The sequence below is a fragment of the Acidovorax facilis genome (genome assembly GCF_050626955.1).
Lineage (GTDB): Bacteria > Pseudomonadota > Gammaproteobacteria > Burkholderiales > Burkholderiaceae_C > Acidovorax > Acidovorax facilis.
Map to the genome: position 1 here is coordinate 626,450 of NZ_CP192460.1, position 16,854 is coordinate 643,303.

13 protein-coding genes are annotated in these 16,854 nt (G+C 64.6%); 5 read left to right on the top strand and 8 right to left on the bottom strand.

What is annotated here, in order from left to right:
* Nucleotides 1-59: 59 nt before the first annotated feature.
* The 4 genes from ACQ4MJ_RS02860 to ACQ4MJ_RS02875 all read right to left on the bottom strand — a co-directional run bounded on the left by ACQ4MJ_RS02860 (nucleotide 60) and on the right by ACQ4MJ_RS02875 (nucleotide 5,256).
* Complete coding sequence (locus ACQ4MJ_RS02860) at nucleotides 60-1,202, bottom strand: DUF1513 domain-containing protein (RefSeq protein WP_431150181.1); 1,143 nt, start codon at nucleotides 1,200-1,202, stop codon at nucleotides 60-62.
* Nucleotides 1,192-2,298, bottom strand: coding sequence for an imelysin family protein (locus tag ACQ4MJ_RS02865; protein WP_431150180.1), 1,107 nt, complete (start codon nucleotides 2,296-2,298; stop codon nucleotides 1,192-1,194). The genes ACQ4MJ_RS02860 and ACQ4MJ_RS02865 overlap by 11 nt, the downstream gene beginning before the upstream one ends.
* A 247-nt stretch (nucleotides 2,299-2,545) precedes the next feature.
* Nucleotides 2,546-4,048: a di-heme oxidoredictase family protein gene (locus tag ACQ4MJ_RS02870; RefSeq protein WP_228896621.1), complete on the bottom strand. Its 1,503-nt coding sequence runs from the start codon at nucleotides 4,046-4,048 to the stop codon at nucleotides 2,546-2,548.
* A 2-nt stretch (nucleotides 4,049-4,050) separates the two neighbouring features.
* Nucleotides 4,051-5,256, bottom strand: coding sequence for an imelysin family protein (locus ACQ4MJ_RS02875; protein ID WP_228896623.1), 1,206 nt, complete (start codon nucleotides 5,254-5,256; stop codon nucleotides 4,051-4,053).
* Nucleotides 5,257-5,578: 322 nt separating this feature from the next.
* On the opposite strand from ACQ4MJ_RS02875, the gene ACQ4MJ_RS02880 reads away from it, so the two are divergent.
* Entirely contained in the window at nucleotides 5,579-7,804 is a 2,226-nt protein-coding gene (locus tag ACQ4MJ_RS02880) for a PhoX family protein (RefSeq protein WP_431150179.1), read from the top strand.
* Between the two features lie 128 nt (nucleotides 7,805-7,932).
* On the opposite strand, the gene ACQ4MJ_RS02885 is transcribed toward ACQ4MJ_RS02880, so the two are convergent.
* The 4 genes from ACQ4MJ_RS02885 to ACQ4MJ_RS02900 form a co-directional block, all read right to left on the bottom strand.
* A complete protein-coding gene (locus ACQ4MJ_RS02885) occupies nucleotides 7,933-8,757 on the bottom strand; it encodes an iron dicitrate transport regulator FecR (RefSeq protein ID WP_431150177.1) in 825 nt (274 codons plus the stop codon).
* Nucleotides 8,714-9,556, bottom strand: a complete 843-nt coding sequence (locus ACQ4MJ_RS02890; RefSeq protein ID WP_121422818.1) for a BPSS1780 family membrane protein — start codon at nucleotides 9,554-9,556, stop codon at nucleotides 8,714-8,716. Before ACQ4MJ_RS02890 ends, ACQ4MJ_RS02885 begins: the two co-directional genes overlap by 44 nt.
* Before the next feature lie 124 nt (nucleotides 9,557-9,680).
* The gene (locus ACQ4MJ_RS02895; RefSeq protein WP_121420833.1) at nucleotides 9,681-10,631 is read right to left on the bottom strand and encodes a homoserine kinase; all 951 of its coding nucleotides are present in this window, start codon (nucleotides 10,629-10,631) and stop codon (nucleotides 9,681-9,683) included.
* Nucleotides 10,632-10,745: 114 nt separating this feature from the next.
* Nucleotides 10,746-11,105: a hypothetical protein gene (locus ACQ4MJ_RS02900; RefSeq protein ID WP_055401044.1), complete on the bottom strand. Its 360-nt coding sequence runs from the start codon at nucleotides 11,103-11,105 to the stop codon at nucleotides 10,746-10,748.
* 53 nt (nucleotides 11,106-11,158) lie between these two features.
* On the opposite strand from ACQ4MJ_RS02900, the gene polA reads away from it, so the two are divergent.
* The 4 genes from polA (at nucleotide 11,159) to ACQ4MJ_RS02920 (ending at nucleotide 16,785) form a co-directional block, all read left to right on the top strand.
* Complete coding sequence (gene polA, locus ACQ4MJ_RS02905) at nucleotides 11,159-13,957, top strand: DNA polymerase I (RefSeq protein WP_431150175.1); 2,799 nt, start codon at nucleotides 11,159-11,161, stop codon at nucleotides 13,955-13,957.
* Nucleotides 13,958-14,044: 87 nt separating this feature from the next.
* Nucleotides 14,045-15,055 (top strand): hypothetical protein, encoded by a 1,011-nt coding sequence (locus ACQ4MJ_RS02910; protein ID WP_431150174.1) that lies wholly within the window; start codon nucleotides 14,045-14,047, stop codon nucleotides 15,053-15,055.
* Between the two features lie 173 nt (nucleotides 15,056-15,228).
* Entirely contained in the window at nucleotides 15,229-16,131 is a 903-nt protein-coding gene (gene yghU / locus ACQ4MJ_RS02915) for a glutathione-dependent disulfide-bond oxidoreductase (RefSeq protein ID WP_431150171.1), read from the top strand.
* Between the two features lie 21 nt (nucleotides 16,132-16,152).
* Complete coding sequence (locus tag ACQ4MJ_RS02920) at nucleotides 16,153-16,785, top strand: glutathione S-transferase family protein (protein ID WP_431150169.1); 633 nt, start codon at nucleotides 16,153-16,155, stop codon at nucleotides 16,783-16,785.
* Nucleotides 16,786-16,854 lie beyond the last annotated feature (69 nt).

The window sequence follows — 16,854 nt, forward strand, 5'->3', positions numbered from 1 at the left end:
TTGCTATATTTTGTATAGCTTTTGGCGCTTGTCAATAAAGCGCTAGAGGCACTTTTGACCTAAATTTCTTGCGCTGCCAACACCCAGTGGTTGTCCAGCCGCACGCCTCGCAGGCTGCGGCCATGCGTGTGGCTCACAGGCGCTGCGGCCTGCGCGTTCTGCAGGCTGGCGCCCAAACCGCCCGCCCACAGCGCGCCGCCGTGCACGGCCAGCGGGCAGACGTCGGGCAGCGGCACAAGCCCCCGCCATTCGCCCTGTGGCGTGTACGTGGCAATGCCATTGGCGCGCGGGCAGCTGACGGCCCAACCCGCAGGTGTGGCGGCCATGCTGCCGCCGTAGCCGTGGATGCTTTGTGCAATGCGCTCGGGCGTGGGCACTACGCGCAAGGCCGTGCCGTCGAACAGGGCTAGCACGGGGGCGGCGTCTTTGGCGGTGGTGTCGTCGTGTTCGGCCTGCAGGGCGATGCCCAGGGTCCGAGCATCGGGGCTCCAGGCCAGATGGCGCAGGCTCAGGCGCTGGTCTTGCAGGCGCCATTGGCCCAGCAGGCGGCCGGTGTGGCCGTCCAGCCGCACGATGGACGAATCCATCGTTTGCAGGTCACGCTTGACCCGGCCGGTTTCGGGTGCGGTGGGTACGCCGCCGTTGGCAACGATGAGGGTGGGCGCGCCGTGGTGGGTGGTGCGCATGTCCCAGGTCAGCTCGTGCGCGTCGATGCCGTGGGTGGGCCATTCGGCGGCTTTTTGCAGGGTGCGGGTGTCGCGCACGCCGACCCAGCTGGCGCCGGTTTCTGCATCCGTTTCGGTGGTGAACAAACGTGCCCCGTCTGCGCTGGCGATGACATGGCCGTTGAAGCTGCGCTCACCGTCCTGCCACAGCCATTGAGGCTCCGCGCGTTGGCCGGGCCACCAGCGCACCAGCCAGTCGCCGGGGCGGCGGGCGGTGGCCAGCACCGAGCCATCGGGCAGTAAAAAGAGGCCGTGGGCGCGGGTGGGGACTTCGAGCGATGCGTGGATCTGCAACGGCTGCCCGGCGCCGAGCTGGGTAGATAGCAGCCCGATGTGAAAGCTGCCCTCGCGCTCCCAGGCGGCAGCCAATTGCACGGTGCTGTTGTTTCTGGCGAACGCAGAGGCCGGAGCGAACGCCCACGCGCCCAGGCCTGCCAGCCCCGCCAGCATTGTGCGGCGGTGAGGGTCAGTCGCCATCGGCGTCCGAGAATCCAATGCTCACCTGCAGCGCCGGTGCCACTTCGGATTCGGCCAGATACTTGAGTGCGGCCAGATCCTTCGCGGTCTGCTGGATGGCGGCCTTGTTCTGCACGCCCGCTTTTTGCACCTGCGCCATCGATGCATCCACCTTGCCGGTGGCCTGGTGCAGTTTGTCGGCCAGCGGGTTCAGGCCCTTGCCGCGCAAATACATCTCCAGCGGCACCAGCGCCTCGCCGGGCGCGGGTGTGGCGGCGTTCGCAGGCAGGGCGGTCACGCTGCGCAGGCCTGCCCAGGTGGCGGCCCAGGCGGCCAGGGTGTCGCCGCTGGCAGAACGGGGGTAGTCGGGGGTGCGGCTGCCAGATCCCGATCCAGCGGCGCGCAAGGGCTTTTCCATCTGCGCCCAGCGCAGGCGTTCGATGCCGCCCACCCATTGGTTCACAAACTCGCTGATGGCCTGGGTGGACTGCTCCTGTTCGTCCTCGGCGCCCCAGTCGGTGCCTGCGGCGGTGGTGAAGGCTGCTTGCAAGGCGGCGGATTCGCCGGCCACGTCCTGCGCCACTTCGTGTGCGTAGCTGCAGGCAGGGCTGCCGGGCTGCACGGGGCGGGTCCACAGCAGCCATTCCAGCGCGGGCAGGCCCTTGGCGGGGGTGCCGATGCGCTCGAAGGCCTTGGCGCCCTGGGGCTGGGTGACGATGGCTTTTTCTATCAACGCGGGGCGGGTGGGTGTGAAGTCGATGGCGCGCTGGCTGCGGCGGGCGATGACGGGGCCTATCGACACAGCGGTCAGCTGCTCCCATGCGCGCGCTGTGGCCTGCCAAGCTGTGCGCGCGGCGGCCAGAGCCGTCTTGCTGTCACTGGCCTGGGCCTGGCACAGTGCGGCCACGGCGGGCGCCAGGGCGCGGGCGCTCTGGTCAAAGTCTTTGGCGCGGGGCAGGGCCCAATGCCCGTAGATGCCCTGCAGCGCGTGTATGGTGTCGTAGAACGGCACGGCCTCGCGCTGCCAGGCGGGGGCGGTAGCCGCTGTCTGGGCCGGCGTCGCTATGGGGGGCAGTGCGGTCAACAGCAGGGCGGTAGCAAGGAGGTATGTTTTCATCGCCGGGCCGCCCCAAGATGAAAACGCGCCCCCTCGGGGGGCAGCGACCCGCGCAGCGGCGGAGCGTGGGGGCTGGTTTTCATCGCCGGGCCGCCCCAAGATGAAAACGCGCCCCCCTCGGGGGGCAGCGACCCGCGCAGCGGCGGAGCGTGGGGGCTGGTTTTCATCGCCGGGCCGCCCCAAGATGAAAACGCGGTCCCCTCGGGGGGCAGCGACCCGCGAAGCGGCGGAGCGTGGGGGTCAATACTCATAGCGACTCCACAAATTTCACCAGCGCATCGCGGTCGGCCTTCTTCATGTTCAGCACCTGGTCCTTGGCTGCTTCGGCCTCGCCGCCGTGCCACAGCACCGCCTCCAGCACGCCGCGCGCGCGGCCGTCGTGCAGCAGGCGCGTGTGGCCGTTCACGTCCTTGATCAGGCCGGTGCCCCACAATGCGGGCGTCTTCCACTGGCGGCCGTTGGCGCCAAAGTCGGGCCGGTTGTCGGCCAGGCGTTCGCCCATGTCGTGCAGCAGCAGGTCGGTGTAGGGCCAGATGCGCTGGCCGTTCAGGGCTTTGCTGGTCAGCGTGGGGAAGGGGCCCTCTTTGGTCACGTAGCTGGGCCGGTGGCAGGTGGCGCACTGGGCCTGGGCAAACAAGGCCTGACCGCGTTGTACCTGCACGTCGTTGACGTTACGGCGCGCGGGCGGTGCCAGCGTGGCCTGGTAGAAGATCACGTCGGCGAGGGTCTTGTCGTCGATCTCCACAGCCGGCTGGCCTTGCATGCTGGCGCCTTCCTTGCCACTTTTGCCGCTGGGTGCAGCCAAGCAGTCCTTTTGTGCGGGGGTGCAGGTCTCGTGCGCGAAGTGGCGGGACGTGATGCCCATGTCGCCCAGGAAGGCGCCACCCGTCTGGTGCGCGATGGTGGCCACATTGGCCTTCCAGCCAAATCGCCCTGTCATCGTGCTGCCCGAGGGCGCGTCCCACACTTTGTTGGCTTGGCCTTTGATGGGGCCAGGCGCCGCAGCCTGGTCGGCTGCGTTGGCCAGGATGTCGGCCTCGGCAATCGCTTCGAGCAGGCCCACGCCGATGATCTGCGGCGCAATGCGCGGGCTGCTCATCACGTCCGGGTGCATGGGGCCGTAGCCCAGGTCGGCGAAGCCATACACGGGCTTTTGCAGCGTGTAGGGCGTGCCGTCGGCAAACTGGCCTTTGATCGTTTCGTAGCGCAGCGTGACGCGCCCTTCAGGGCTGACGCCCTGGATGGCCGCGTTGTTGAACTGGTCTCCATACACCGGCTCGGGCTTGGGCCCGCCATGCGCGTCTTTGCCGGGGATGGACAGGCGGATCAGCAGGGCCACGGTCGGGTCCTTGGTCTCGCCCAGGCGGTTGAAGATCGCTGGTGGCTCGCCCCGGCCGTCCTGCACATGGCAGCCACCGCACGAGCGCGCGATGAAGTGCGGGCCCAGGCCATCCCGGGCCTTGGTGGATGCAGGGGCCTCGACCCAGTTGCGGCGAAAGAACGAGTTGCCGATGACAAAGCGCGTGCGTTCCTCATCGGTCAGGTTGGCGGCTGGGAACGAGAAGGCATTGCGCCCGGTGGCGAATACGGTGGCCTCGCCGCCGGTTTTTTCGCCCTGCGCGTCGGGCTGGGGGGCTGCCGTCAGCGATGGAATGCCCAGGCTGCCGAAGCCGGCGAGTGCGACGATGGCGGTGCTGGCAGCCGCCAGGCGCACAGCGCGCTGGCGGCGTTTGGCTCGCGAGATCTGCATGTTCAAGGCTGGACCAGCGTCAACTTGGTGATGCCAATGGCGTTGGCGGCAGCGACCAGGTCTTTGCTTTGTTGTGTGAGGCTGTCGATGGTCTTCTGGATGCGCTGGCGGCCCGGGGCGTCCTTGCCGCCGATGATTTCGCGATCGAACGGGGCCTGAATGCCTTCTGCGGCGACCACCGATGCGGCGATCTGCTGCGTGGTCTTGTCGGCCAGCGCGGCGTCCCTGGCGGCCACCAGGTCACGCAGCGAAGGGCCTTGCAGCACCGTGCCGTTGGCCTGCTTGTACTGGCCCAGCCACACGTTCTGGATGCCCAGTGCGTTGGTCACCGCATCGCGGTGGGTGTTGTCCGAAAAGCACGAGTGCTCGTCTTCCTGGTCCTGGCTGTTCAGCGCCACTTCCAGCCGTTCGCCGGCCAGTTCGCCGCGCGACAGCGAGCCCAGGCCCACCAGCATCTTGCGCACCGATTCCTGGCCGCCTTTGACGAAGCGGGCGCGGTAGTTGTTCTTGGCATCTGGCGCCCAGGCCTTCACCAGCGTGGTGAGGTCGTCAATGAGCAGCTCTGTCACCACGTTCAGGTATTGGCGGCGGCGGTCGGCATTGGGGGCTTTGCCATCCACAAAGTCTTCAAAGCTGCGGTTGCCCGGGCCGGTGTCTGACAGGTCCTGGCCCCACAGGAAGAACTCGATGGCGTGCCATCCCGTGGCAATGTTTTCTTCGCCGCCGCGCTCGTTCTGGGCCGACAGGTTCTTCTTGTTGATGGTGAACTTACGGTTGTTCACCAGCCCGGCGTTGGCCTTGCCTTGCACGCTGTCCACAAACGATTCGTCCATGGGCCAGGCGTTGATGCGGCCTTCCGGGCCGTTGTCGTTGTCAATGGGGCCGCCGTAGAAGCGGAAGGCTTCGGTCTGCCCGTAGAACTCGCGTGCGGCCAGCCAGGTCTTGCGGGCTTCGGCCAGCGTTTCTGCAGAGGGCTTGGCGGTGAATGCCAGCACAGCCGTCTGCAGGGCCTTGGCGGCATTCAGCGTGTCGGTGTAGTTGGCATGTACCAGGTGGCCGTAGTGCGCGGCCACCATGTTGGTGTTCACCGCCTGTGCGTTGGCCGACGGGGCCGGCGCCCCACCTGTCTGCGCTGCTGCGTGAGTGCCATAGGTGCACAGGGCCAAAGCGGCTACCAGGACCGAGGTCTTCAGAAAGGAATGGGGCATGCAGAGGTCTCCGGGGCAAAGGGGCGCGCAGGCCATGGCATGGAAGGCGGGTGGGCCTGCAAGGGCGCTGCGGTGGTCAACGAAGGGGCCGCACTGGCTGAGGGAGCCTGTGCACCACAAGGTGCGAGGGCGTGGCTGGGTGGGCGAGGGCAGGTTTTGATTATACAAATAGTAGTGATTCGTATTTGTGTATTTCCACCTCTGGTGCGACCACCAGCTTGCAGGGACCGGCTGTCATCAAACCGCCGCAAAAGCTTCACGGCGATGTCACCCACGGTTTCTACGCTCCATGGGTTTTGTAACCAACAACCCGAGGAACCCCATGAACCACCGTGTGGCTGCGCCAGAGCAGGCGATTGACTTCAACAACGAGAACTCCAACACCTCTGCCAACCCCAGCTTTGATGCGGTGCTGGGCGCTCGCCTGTCGCGCCGTGGCCTTCTGCGGGGCAGCGTGGGCACGGTGGGCACCACGCTGCTGGCGGGCTTTGGCGTGTCGGCCTGCGGCGGCAGCGACGACCCTGCAGTGACTCCACCCCCTGCCGGCCCCAAGCTGCTGGGCTTTGGCGCGGTGCCCAAGAGCCTGGCCGACGTGGTGGCCGTGCCTGCGGGCTACACCGCCAGCGTGCTGTTTGCGCTGGGCGACCCCATTGCAGCAGGCGTGGCTGCCTACAAGAACGATGGCACCGATGGTGACTTCGACAAGCGCGGTGGTGACCACCACGACGGCATGGAATGGTTTGGCCTGGGTGCTGACGGCAAGCGCAACGACAACGCCATCGAGCGCGGGCTGCTGGCCATCAACCACGAAGCCACCACCGACGAAAAGCTGTCGTCCCACTTCCTGCATGCCAACGGTGGCACGACCACCTTGCCACGCCCTGCGGCCGAAATCGACAAGGAAACGGCGATCCACGGCATTGCCGTGATCGAAGTCGCCAAGTCGGGTGGCAAGTGGGCCTACGTGCAGAACTCTGCGCTCAACTTCCGCCTCACGGCACTGAGCCCCATCGAGATCTCGGGCCCTGCGCGTGGCAATGCGCAGATGATCACCAAGTTCTCCCCCACGGGCACCACCACACGCGGCACGCTGAACAACTGCGGCACGGGCAAGACGCCCTGGGGCACGTTCCTCACCGGTGAGGAAAACTGGTTTGGTTACTTCACGCGTAGCGCTGCCGACGATGCCGCACGCGGCAACGACAAGAGCGTCACGGCCCTCAAGCGCTATGGCCGCAACCAGGGTGCTGCATCGCGCCACGGCTGGGAGAGCGGCGGTGCCGCCGACCAGTACCAGCGCTGGAACAACAGCAAGACTGGCACCTCGGTGGACGGCAGCGATGACTACCGCAACGAGATGAATGGCATGGGCTACATCGTCGAGATCGATGCCTACGACAAGACCCGCATGGCCAAGAAGCGCACGGGCCTGGGCCGCTTTGCGCACGAAAGCGCGGCGTTTGGCAAGGTTGAGGCAGGCAAGCCGCTGTCGGTGTACATGGGTGACGATTCGCGCGGCGAATACATCTACAAGTTTGTGTCCACCGCGCTGTGGAATGCCGCCGATGCCAATGCCGCCGACCGCATGGCCGTGGGCGACAAGTACCTGGACAGCGGCAAGCTGTATGTGGCCAAGTTCAATGCCGATGGCACGGGCACCTGGGTCGAGCTGGCGCTGGCCAACACCGCCATCAGCGGCTATGCAGCCTACAAGTTTGCCGACGCAGCCGACATCGCCATCAACACCCGCCTGGCGGCGGATGCCGTGGGCGCCACCAAGATGGACCGCCCCGAATGGAACGCCGTGAACCCCGCCAACGGCGAGATCTATTTCACGCTGACCAACAACAGCAACCGCAGTGTGAACCCCACGGGTAGCCAGTACCTGCCAGACGCCGCCAACCCGCGTGCCTACACCGACATGAAGGGCACCTCGGCACAGACCGGCAACCCCAATGGCCACCTGGTGCGCATGAAGGAAGGCGCCTCGGTCTCGGCTTTTACCTGGGACGTGTACCTGTTCGGCGCCGAAGCCGGGGCCGACAAGGCGCTGGTCAACATCTCGTCGCTGACTGCTGACCAGGACTTCTCCAGCCCCGACGGCCTGGCCTTCAGCAAGGCCACCGGCATCTGCTGGATCCAGACCGACGACGGTGCCTACACCGACGTGACCAACTGCATGATGCTGGCCGCTGTGCCCGGCCAGGTGGGTGACGGCGGCAAGAAGACGCTGAGCTACACCAAGACCGACGGCACCAAGCTGGACATCGTGACCCCCGTGGGCAAGGCTGCCACCGAAAGCACGCTCAAGCGTTTCCTGGTCGGCCCCAAGGGCAGCGAAATCACCGGCGTGGCTGAAACGCCCGACGGCAAGGCCATCTTCGTGAACATTCAGCACCCCGGTGAAGGCACCGCCTTGGCCAATGTGGGCGACGCCACCAAGTACCAGAGCCAGTGGCCCGCCAACGCAGGTTACGGCGCAGGCAAGCGCCCCCGCTCTGCCACCATCGTGATCACCAAGAACGACGGCGGCGTGATCGGGACCTGATCCCCCGCTAGTTCGTTTTTTGACCGACCCGGCCCGCTGGCCAGGGGGTTGCCACCAACAGGGCAACCCCCTGGCCAGTGGGCCTTGTGCGTTGCGGTGGGCGCGTTGCCAGGGGCGCCGTAGCTGGGTCAGTAGGTGCTGGTGTCGCCGGGGGGCGGTGGAACGGCGCGGGTGGGGGCCGTGGGTGCCGGCGGTGTGGTTCCTGGCGTTGTGCCGCCGGGCGCGGGGTAGTTCATCTGCCCGCTGCCGTCTTTGGTGCCCTTGCGCCCGGCAATCTGCCAGGCCGTGCGCTGGCCGATGAGGCCGGCCAGAAACTCCAGCTCTTCGTCGGTGTGGTTGATGGCACCTGCAGGGGTCAGAAGGCGGCCGTCGCGCGGCGCAGGCTCGGCCCAGAACGACTGGTGGTAGACCGACTGGCTGACCACGCTTTCGTTGCCAGCGGCCAGGTCCACCGTTCCATAGCAGTTGCAGAAGTAGCCCCGGTGGTCCAGCTCGGGGAACACCTCGGCATACACACCCGTGCCCCGGATACCCGCCGTGGCGGTGGGCAAAATCACCTGCCGGTCGGTGCCTTGCCCCCACACGCTGGCCACCGCGCCGGTCAGCACCCGCAGCACCTTGACGGCGGTCGGCGTGTCGCCCTCCAGCGCAAGGCGTGTGTTCTGCCGCACCATGAAAGCGCTGTTGCCCACGGCAAAGATGGCGGTGGAGCCCGGCCCCGTTTCGATGCGGTCACCGGCGGCGATGCTGCCCTGTGCCGTCAGCGCCTGCCCATTGCGCAGCACATCCCCGCGCACTTCGACGATGTTGCTGCCCGATTGCGCCTGTGCGGCCATCCACCCGCCAGCGGCCACCCACGCGGCGGCTGCCTGCAACAGGCTGCGCCGCCGGTGCCAGAGAAGCTCGTTGTCAGTCCGGCCCAGGAGCAGGGGAGTCGGGTGGTGGTGTGTCATGGGGCGGCTCGGGTTCTGGGGTTGAAGGGGGCTCGTAGCTGTCACGGAAGGTGAACACCACCGACGTGAAGAACATCGCCGCCATCATCAACGCGGCACCCACCATGATGCCGCCAGCCGCCGATGCCGCAAGCCCCGCCGTGGCCAGCAGTGCCGACACCAGCGCCACCACCAGCCCCCCCAGCAGAAACACGCCCAGCCAGCCCAGCCCATAGACCAGGAATGCGCTGAAGTTGCGCACACAGGCCACGATGCTGAAGAACAGCGCCTTGACCGGCGGCACGCCATGCCAGTGCACCAGCCCCGGGGCATGCCAGAACAGCAGCGACAGCGGCAGGTACAGCACCATGGAGAGCCACATCGCGCTCTGGAACGCCGGGTCTTCGGCCACTTCCTTGCTGAGCTGGGCACCGCCCAGGTACACCTTGGCGAACTGCCCGCCGTCGATCAGGGCCGACAGGCCCATTACCGCCAGAAAGCAAGCCGCATACAGGGCGCCCAGCACCAGCATGTCACGCAGCCGCTGCTGCCCGGTGCGAAACGCCACCAGCAGCACGGCCGGTGTGGGAAACCGCCCCTGCGAGGCTTGCGCCGCCGCCACCATCATGGCCAGGGTGGCCGATGGCAACAGCATCAGCGCCACCGCAGGGCCGACCAGCGGAATCATGGAGGCCAGCGACATGGACGCCATGGTCATGAAAAACAGCGCTGCCAATGCCATGGGCTGCTTCCAGAACGTCCGTATACCAAGCTTGACCCAGGTCATGCCAGTGCGGGCGGGGACGATGTGGAGTTTCATGAAGGTGCTGCTGAAGAAAGGTGGGGCCTGCGCCCGGGCATTGCCGGCAGCCAGAAGGCCGCCCATGGCAGTGCAATAGCTTGGAATTTACCCCAGCGGCCCATTCCGGCCACTGCACAAGGGCTCAGGCGTGCACTGGGTGTGCAAGGCGAGCACGCAAGACGCGCTCGAAATGGGTGGGGTCGTGCGGCGTGAGCATCGAGGCTTCGCGCGGCAGGTAAAAGTCCCACAGGCGCGAGATCCAGAACCGCAAGGCACCGGCGCGCAGCATGGCAGGCAGCAGTTCGCGTTCGGCCGCGTTGAGCGGGCGCACTGCTTGGTAGGCGTCCAGCATGCGGGTGGCGCGCTCGGCGTCGTGCGCGCCGGTGGCCAGGTCGATGCACCAGTCGTTCAGGCACACCGCCAGGTCAAACAGCCAGGTGTCCACGCCCGCAAAGTAGAAGTCGAAGAAACCCGTGAGCTCCTCGCCATCGAACATCACGTTGTCGCGGAACAGGTCGGCGTGCACGGGGCCCCTGGGCAGTGCGGCATACGCGGCGCTGGCCGCCACATGGTTCTGGTAGGCCAGCTCGGACCGCAGCAGGGCGGCCTGGGCCGAATCGATGTGGGGTAGCACCACGGGCACGGTTTCGTTCCACCAGGGCAGGCCGCGCAAGTTGGGCTGGTGCCGGTCAAACCCACGCCCCGCCAGGTGCATGCGGGCCAGCATGGTGCCCACGGCCGCGCAGTGCACGCCCTGGGGTGCGAGCTGGCTTTTGCCGCGCAGCTTGTTCACCACCGCAGCGGGTTTGCCACACACGGTGTGCAGGATGTCGCCGTTCTTGTCAGCACGCGGGTCTGGCACGGGCACGCCGCCGTGCGCCAGGTGTTTCATCAGGTACAGGTAGAACGGCAGTTGTGCCGCCGTGAGGCGCTCGAACAGCGTGAGCACGAACTCGCCCTGGTCGCTGGTCAGAAAGTAGTTGGTGTTCTCGATGCCACCCTCAATGCCGCGCAGCTCTACCAGCTCACCCAGTTGCAAACGGCGCAGCAGCTCGCGCGCCTCGGTGTTGGAGACTTCGGTAAAAACGGCCATCGCTCAGGGGGGTTACAAAGAAATGAAAAACTGGCAGAAGAAGGGCAGGGCGTGCAGCGGCTTCATGGGGGCCGCGCGGTGGCGCTGCCAAATACCGCAGTCGCCGCAGGGGCCTCAGAACTTCAGCACGTTCCAGACACGCGGGGCGGTGGTGGTCTCGGCGCCGCTGTTGCTGCCTGCGCGGCTGCGTGCGCCATCGGGCGACTGCACTTCATAGCCGGGCATGTTGCCGGTCTTGGGCTGCACCGAAATCGTCTGTGTTTGCCCGCCCACACGCAGCTCATCAACGCGGCTGCCCGCGTCTTCCACCTGGATGCGCTCGGTACGCTGGTTGGTGCGGCCTGCAGATTGCTCTTGATTTGAGAGCGCTTCGCGCTTGTCCGTCGTGCCCTGAGGGGCATTTTGGCTTGGATTTTGGGCCAGGGCGGTGCCGGAGGCAATGCCCAGCAGCAAAAGGAGGTAGAGAGCGCGCATCGGGCGATTGTAGAGCGCTGCCTGGGTGGAGTCCGGCCGTGCACAATCCGTGCATGACTGACAAAAAGACCCTGGTGCTGGTGGACGGCTCCAGCTACCTCTACCGCGCCTTCCACGCCATGCCCGACCTGCGGGCGGTGCCGGGCGACCCCACAAGCCCTGCCACCGGTGCCATTCGCGGCATGATCAACATGATGCAGGCCCTGCGCAAAGAGGTGGTGGCCGACTACGCCGTGTGCGTGTTCGACGCCTCGGGCCCCACCTTCCGCGACGCCCTGTACACCGAATACAAGGCCACGCGCTCGCCCATGCCCGACGACCTGCGCAGCCAGATCGAGCCCATCCACCAGGTGGTGGACCTGCTGGGCTGGAAGGTAGTGGCCGTGCCCGGCGTGGAGGCCGACGACGTGATCGCCACCTTGGCCCACGTGGCGGCCGCACAGGGCATTGAGGTCATTGTGTCCAGCGGCGACAAAGACTTGAGCCAGCTGGTCAACGAGCACATCACCATCATCGACACCATGAGCGGAAAGCGCCGCGACGTGGCAGGCGTGACGGCCGAGTTTGGCGTGCCGCCTGCGCTGATGGTGGACTACCAGGCCCTGGTGGGTGACACCGTGGACAACGTGCCCGGTGTGACCAAGGTGGGGCCCAAGACGGCCGCCAAGTGGCTGGAAGAATACGGCTCGCTCGACAACCTGATTGCCAATGCCGACGCCATCAAGGGCGTGGCAGGCAACAACCTGCGCGAGGCGATCGCCAGCGGCCAGCTGGCCCTGAGCCGCCAGCTCGTCACAATGAAGACCGACTGCGCGCTGGCCGACTACATCCCCGGCCTGCCCGCGTTTGACGACATCACGCTGGACGCGCCAGACAACGCTGGCTTGCTGCCGTTTTACGAACAATACGGCTTCAAGGGCCTGGCTGCTGCCATCAAGGGTGCTACTGCTTCTGCCGCCACCGCCCCCACCGTCGCCATGCCCGGCCAAAGCGGCGACCTGTTTGCCGACCACTCCGCCAGCACCGTGGCCGAAGAGGCCCAGCACCGCACGGTGGTGTACGACACCATCCTGAACTGGGCCGACTTTGACCAGTGGCTGGAGCGCCTGCACAAAGCCCCGCTCACGGCCATCGACACCGAGACCGACTCCCTCGACGAAATGCGTGCGCAAATCGTCGGCATCTCTTTCAGCGTGCAAGCAGGCGAGGCCGCCTACATCCCCCTGCGCCACGAAGGCCCCGACGCCCCAGCGCAACTGCCGCTGGACGACGTGCTCGCACGCCTCAAACCCTGGCTGGAGAACGCCAAGCACCACAAGCTGGGCCAGCACATCAAATACGACCGCCATGTGTTCGCCAACCACGGCATCGAGGTACAGGGCTACGCGCACGACACCATGCTGCAAAGCTACGTGCTGGAAGTGCACAAGCCCCACAACCTGACCAGCCTGGCCGAGCGCCACATCGGCCGCAAAGGCATCACCTACGAAGACCTGTGCGGCAAAGGCGCGCACCAGATCCCGTTTGCCCAGGTGCCGGTGGACAAGGCCGCCGCCTACTCGTGCGAAGACTCCGACCAGACCCTGGACGTGCACAACGCCCTGTGGCCGCTGCTGCAGGCCGACGACAAACTGCGCTTCATCTACGAGCTGGAAATTGCCAGCAGCGAGGCCCTGTACCGCATCGAACGCAACGGCGTGCTCATCGACGCGCCTACGCTGGCCGCCCAAAGCCACGAGCTGGGCCAGCGCATCCTGCAGCTCGAAACCGAGGCGTATGAAATTGCAGGCCAGCCCTTCAACTTGAGCAGCCCCAAGCAACTGGGCGAAATCTTCTTCGACAAGCTGGGCATGCCGGTGGTGAAAAAGACGGCCACTGGCGCCCGCAGCACCGACGAAGAAGTGCTGGAAAAGCTGGCCGAGGACTACCCCCTGCCCGCCAAGCTGCTGGAGCACCGCAGCCTCGTCAAGCTCAAAGGCACATACACCGACAAGCTGGCCCAGCTGGCGCTGCCACGCACAGGCCGCGTGCACACGCACTACGCGCAGGCCGTGGCTGTGACAGGCCGCTTGTCCAGCAACGACCCCAACCTGCAGAACATCCCCATCCGCACCCCCGAAGGCCGCCGCGTGCGCGAGGCCTTTGTTGCGCCCGCAGGCCGGGTGATTGCCAGCGCCGACTACTCCCAGATCGAGCTGCGCATCATGGGCCACCTGAGCGGCGATCACTCGCTGCTGCACGCCTTCCACGCCGGGCTGGACGTGCACCGCGCCACCGCTGCCGAAGTGTTTGGTGTGGAGGTCGATCAGGTCACCAGCGAGCAACGCCGCTACGCCAAGGTCATCAACTTCGGACTCATCTACGGCATGAGCAGCTTTGGCCTGGCCAAGAACTTAGGGATAGAGACCAAGGCCGCTGCGGCCTACATCGACAAATACTTCCAGCGCTACCCCGGCGTGAAGCAGTACATGGACGACACCAAGGCCGCCGCCAAATCCATGGGCTATGTCGAAACCGTGTTTGGCCGCCGCCTGTACCTGCCCGAAATCAATTCCCCCAACGGCCCCCGCCGCGCTGGGGCCGAACGCGCCGCCATCAACGCCCCCATGCAGGGCACTGCGGCAGACCTCATCAAGCTGGCCATGGTGGCCGTGCAGAAGGAACTGGATGCCCACAAGCCGGACATCCAAATGATCATGCAGGTGCACGACGAACTGGTGTTCGAGCTGCCCGAGAGCGAGGTGGACTGGCTCAAGACCCATATCCCGCGCCTGATGGCCGAGGTGGCGGCGCTGAAGGTGCCGTTATTGGCGGAGGTGGGGGTGGGGGCGAATTGGGATAAGGCGCATTGAGTGCGCCCAAAACGCGGGAAGCTGTGTCTGCCGAGCCCAGCAATGACCGCTCACGCGATTCCTTGATCAATTGGAGTATTGCTTGACATGAAAATCGAGGAGAGGCGCATTGCCAATGATCACCAGATACGACTCTACTTTACCTACTACGATCGTTTCTGGCGCCTTCACAAGTTGTTCACATTGAGGGAGGCATTGCGAGAGCGCGAACGACTTAAGGCTGTGCTGCGTGACTCGTATGGTGAGGACTACTTCGACTACGAAACGGTGATTTACAAAAATGTGACGAACGGAATATTGGCGGATGCCTTGTCCGAAGTTGTCATGTATTGCGAGGACTATCTTGGACTCTTGAAGTTTATTAGAGAGAAGCTTTACTTCGTCAAAAACACTGTTTCTTATTCTGCCGGCTCTGTCGTGAATATTGCGAGTCGTCTTCGAAGCCTCTCTCGTGAACAGACTGAGCGTCTTTTTTTTCTGCCATCCATGGCAGTTGTAGAAGCTGGTTTTAATCATCAAGATTCTGACACTGCGTACTCATCAATACAACAGTATTCACAAGGTGTGGAGAGGCTGATTTCCAAACATCAATCTGCTGTGCGCTTCTATGAGCAGTATCGTGATGCTCATTCACAATATAAGCATGGCTTGAAGCTTTGTCTGAATGGCATGGGTGGAAAGCTTAGTGAAAAAGAGCTTCAGCGGCGAAAGAGTGAAACGTCTGGTTCAGTTTTTATGCTGCAAAACCGGACAACCATGGATGCGGCAGATAAAGGTAGTTTAATGCTGCCAGATATCTCGGTGGAGTCAATTCGGAAAAATTTCCGCACATTGTTTGATGAACGCAATCTACTTCATTTGGAGGCCCTTTACTCTGTCGATATTGATGAACTAGTGACGATTGGTAAGGGTATTTGTCAACTCCTAAATACACTCGTGGGAAACAGGGTGGCACTGATCGAGAACGAAGGTAAGGGTCGAATAGAAGTTGTGTTGCCTTCCTCTAATGCAGACCGTATGACGAGTATGCAGTATGTATTCTCTTTGTCTCCCGATCAAGTTGCACTGGACATTGATCAGTACCAGATGAAGCTATAGCGGATAATCAACTTCACATTTTTGGAAGTGACATGGAGACTGGTCCGGCCAAGTACCGGGTCAGAATGTTTCACCGAACATTCGCACTCCTAGCGGCGAATCCATCTAGTGGCTAAACTCATTCAGCAACATTTGACAATTCCGCCAATTTCCCATTTGCCACGAGTCACCACATGTCCAACCCCACTCCCTACACCCCCCCCGCCATCTGGCATTGGAACAAGGAAAACGGCGGCCAGTTCGCCAGCATCAACCGGCCCATTGCCGGGGCGACGCACGACAAGGTGCTGCCCGTGGGGCGGCACCCACTGCAGCTGTACTCGCTGGGCACGCCCAATGGCGTGAAAGTCACGGTCATGCTCGAAGAGCTACTGGCGCTTGGCCACAGCGGGGCGGAGTACGATGCGTGGCTGATCCGCATCAACGAGGGCGAGCAGTTTGGCAGCGGGTTCGTGTCTGTGAACCCCAACTCCAAGATCCCGGCCCTGCTGGACCGCACCGACCCCGCCAACCCGGTGCGGGTGTTCGAGTCCGGCGCCATCCTGATGTACCTGGCTGAAAAGTTCGGTAGTGCCTTTTTGCCCAAAGACGGCGCGGCGCGGGCGGAGTGCCTGTCGTGGCTGTTCTGGCAGATGGGAAGTGCGCCATTTGTGGGCGGCGGGTTTGGGCATTTTTATGCTTACGCGCCGGTCAAGATCGAGTACGCGATCGACCGCTATGCGATGGAGGCCAAGCGCCAGCTCGATGTGCTGAACCAGCGCCTGGCCGTGACCGAGTACGTGGCGGGCAATGAGTACACGGTGGCGGATATTGCAATCTGGCCCTGGTATGGCTTGCTGGTGAAAGGGCAGGCCTATAACGCGGGCGAGTTTTTGCAGGTGCACGAATACACGCATGTGGTGCGCTGGGCCGAGCAGATTGCCAAGCGCCCGGCGGTGCAGCGTGGGCGCAAGGTGAACCGCGTGCAGGGCGACCTGGCCAGCCAGTTGCGCGAGCGGCATGAGGCCAGCGACTTTGACACCAAGACGCAGGACAAGATCGAGGCGGCGGCAGCAGCTTCTTCACCCGCACGCTGAGTGTTTTTGCAAGGCGTCACCATGATCACTTTGTACGACTGCGCCACCGCGCCCAGCCCGCGCCGCGCGCGCATCCTGCTGGCAGAAAAGGGTGTGGCCCACGACACCGTGCAGGTGGACCTGCGCAATGGCGAGCAACTGGGCGATGCCTACCGCCAGATCAACCCGCAGTGCACGGTGCCCGCGCTGCGCACCGAAGAGGGTTTGCTGCTGACCGACAACGCGGCCATCACCGCGTATGTCGAGGCGCGCTACCCGCAGCCTGCATTGCTGGGCGAAACGCCTGCAGAAAAGGCCGAGATTGCCAGCTGGAACTGGCGCATGGAGTTCGAGGGCCTGTTGGCCATTGCCGAGGCGCTGCGCAACAGCGCGCCCGCCATGGCCAACCGGGCATTGCCCGGCGCGGTGGACTACCCGCAAATACCGGCGCTGGCCGAGCGGGGGCTGGTGCGCGTGGGGCAGTTCTTCAACCTGCTCAACGAGCGCTTGGCGGACCGCGACTTCATTGCCACCGACCGCTTCAGCGTGGCCGACATCACGGCGGTGGTGGCGGTGGACTTTGCGCGTGTGGTCAAGCACAAGCCGGGCGAGCAGCACCCGCACTTGCTGCGTTGGCGTGCGGCCATGGCGCAGCGGCTGTCGATGTCGCTCTAACTATCGCGCTGCTCCAGTCCCCGTTTGAGTCGCAATGGGTGGATGCAAGGATTGCGCATCGGGCCTGTT

Bases quoted from the DNA above. Each gene is read 5' to 3' on its own strand.
- ACQ4MJ_RS02885 (WP_431150177.1), bottom strand. From the start codon at position 8,757: ATGACACACCACCACCCGACTCCCCTGCTCCTGGGCCGGACTGACAAC.
- ACQ4MJ_RS02910 (WP_431150174.1), top strand. From the start codon at position 14,045: ATGAAAATCGAGGAGAGGCGCATTGCCAATGATCACCAGATACGACTC.
- yghU (WP_431150171.1), top strand. From the start codon at position 15,229: ATGTCCAACCCCACTCCCTACACCCCCCCCGCCATCTGGCATTGGAAC.
- ACQ4MJ_RS02920 (WP_431150169.1), top strand. From the start codon at position 16,153: ATGATCACTTTGTACGACTGCGCCACCGCGCCCAGCCCGCGCCGCGCG.
- ACQ4MJ_RS02880 (WP_431150179.1), top strand. From the start codon at position 5,579: ATGAACCACCGTGTGGCTGCGCCAGAGCAGGCGATTGACTTCAACAAC.
- ACQ4MJ_RS02900 (WP_055401044.1), bottom strand. From the start codon at position 11,105: ATGCGCGCTCTCTACCTCCTTTTGCTGCTGGGCATTGCCTCCGGCACC.
- ACQ4MJ_RS02875 (WP_228896623.1), bottom strand. From the start codon at position 5,256: ATGCCCCATTCCTTTCTGAAGACCTCGGTCCTGGTAGCCGCTTTGGCC.
- polA (WP_431150175.1), top strand. From the start codon at position 11,159: ATGACTGACAAAAAGACCCTGGTGCTGGTGGACGGCTCCAGCTACCTC.
- ACQ4MJ_RS02870 (WP_228896621.1), bottom strand. From the start codon at position 4,048: ATGCAGATCTCGCGAGCCAAACGCCGCCAGCGCGCTGTGCGCCTGGCG.
- ACQ4MJ_RS02860 (WP_431150181.1), bottom strand. From the start codon at position 1,202: ATGGCGACTGACCCTCACCGCCGCACAATGCTGGCGGGGCTGGCAGGC.
- ACQ4MJ_RS02895 (WP_121420833.1), bottom strand. From the start codon at position 10,631: ATGGCCGTTTTTACCGAAGTCTCCAACACCGAGGCGCGCGAGCTGCTG.
- ACQ4MJ_RS02890 (WP_121422818.1), bottom strand. From the start codon at position 9,556: ATGAAACTCCACATCGTCCCCGCCCGCACTGGCATGACCTGGGTCAAG.
- ACQ4MJ_RS02865 (WP_431150180.1), bottom strand. From the start codon at position 2,298: ATGAAAACATACCTCCTTGCTACCGCCCTGCTGTTGACCGCACTGCCC.